At 62.9% G+C, this 1,417-nt stretch carries 1 protein-coding gene, 1 pseudogene and 1 riboswitch; the gene and the pseudogene both read right to left on the bottom strand.

Annotation, left to right across the window (positions count from 1 at the left end):
- Positions 1 to 838, bottom strand: a pseudogene (locus tag sphst_RS21560) (chloride channel protein); the annotation flags it as partial.
- A 23-nt stretch (positions 839 to 861) separates the two neighbouring features.
- Positions 862 to 938, bottom strand: a riboswitch (Fluoride riboswitch).
- Between the two features lie 239 nt (positions 939 to 1,177).
- Positions 1,178 to 1,417 (bottom strand): hypothetical protein (locus sphst_RS13375; protein WP_199848977.1); only part of this gene is annotated, 240 nt, incomplete at its 5' end.

Genomic DNA, 1,417 nt, shown 5'->3' with positions numbered 1-1,417 from the left:
ATAACGACGACCCCGCCGATCACTGGACGTAGCGGACCATAGGGGACGATCCGCTTCAGACATCCCCCGACCACGTGGTTGGCTTCGGCGAAGGCCAAACCGACCAATCCGAATATGATCCCCGCAATACCCGCCTTCGTCACGAGCAGCGCATCGACCGGTATCAACGCACCGATCGGGTAGACACCGTGATGGATACCCCAGGCGAGGCACGTCCAATCGCCGACTAGCGCTGCAACGAGGCAAGGCACTAGCGCGGAATATTCAACGCGGCCGATCGCCAGCACTTCGAGCGCGAAGACCGCGCCTGCGATCGGCGTGCCGAAGACCGCGCCGAACCCGGCTGCGATACCCGTCATCAACAGGATGCGCGTGCCGCCCGCATCGAGGCGGAGCGCGCGCCGAAACCGCTGGCAAGGCTTCCACCCAATTGGACGGCGGTGCCCTCACGTCCGGCCGAGCCACCGAAAAGATGCGTCACCACTGTGCCGAAGAAGATGAGCGGCGCCATCCGCAGAGGCACCCCGCCGCCAGGCTCGTGGATCTGCTCGACGATCAGATTGTTGCCGCCTTCCACTGTGCGCCCGGTGACATGGTAGAGGAATCCGACAACGAACCCGCCCACCGGTAGCAGATAGAGCAGCCAAGGCGATGCAAACCGCAGTCGCGTAACGGTATCGAGACTCAGCAGGAACGCCGCACATAGCGTCCCGACGAGTGCCGCCATGGGCAGCAAGATCAGCGCCCAGCGCAGGACAGAGATCGCATGGTCGTGACGATCGCGCATGAATGCCGCGACATTCAGCGTGCCGACGAGATTGCGAAAGGTAGCGCGCACAATTCCTCCTTGCTGCCTGAAGGCGCCAAGTAGGAATCATCAGCTCTTATCAGAGCGGTTCGGCCAAATTGCCCGGCAGAAATCCATTGCCAAAGTCGATCTATTAGACGTTTGCCCCAACCGTCAATGGGCATGTTGGTCGGGCAAATGCTCGGACCGGCCAGTCGGCAGCGTCTATCTGAGCCCGTTATATGTACCGACCCCGGGTACGCTGCATGCGGGACCGATCGGCTTTGGCCCACGTCGTTTTCGGGCTTCGTCACAAGGGGGCGATACCGCACGAAAGCCGCGGATGCGCTGCGGGGTCTGATCGGTTCGCAGCAAACCTAGGGATGGCTGCTACGAGCGTGCCGTCCAGATGCCGACGAGCGCGGCCAGTGACACGAGCATAAGAAACCCGTTCATCACTAGGAGCAACGTCGCTGGCAGGCGCTTGATGTCCGGTCGTGGCGGCGGGGCGCCTGCGCCCATCTCTCGCCACACCGCAGCGGCGAAGCAAAAGGCGCTGAACAAGATCAGCATGGTCCCGGTCGCCGTCGCCAGCCACGGGAACACGACGTCCTTGAGCAGCGCGCGCGC

The sequence above is a fragment of the Sphingomonas sp. STIS6.2 genome (assembly GCF_000732685.2).
Taxonomy (GTDB): Bacteria; Pseudomonadota; Alphaproteobacteria; order Sphingomonadales; family Sphingomonadaceae; genus Sphingomonas; species Sphingomonas aerolata.
Note: the sequence above shows the minus strand (reverse complement) of the source record. Positions and strands in the feature narration are given on the sequence as shown.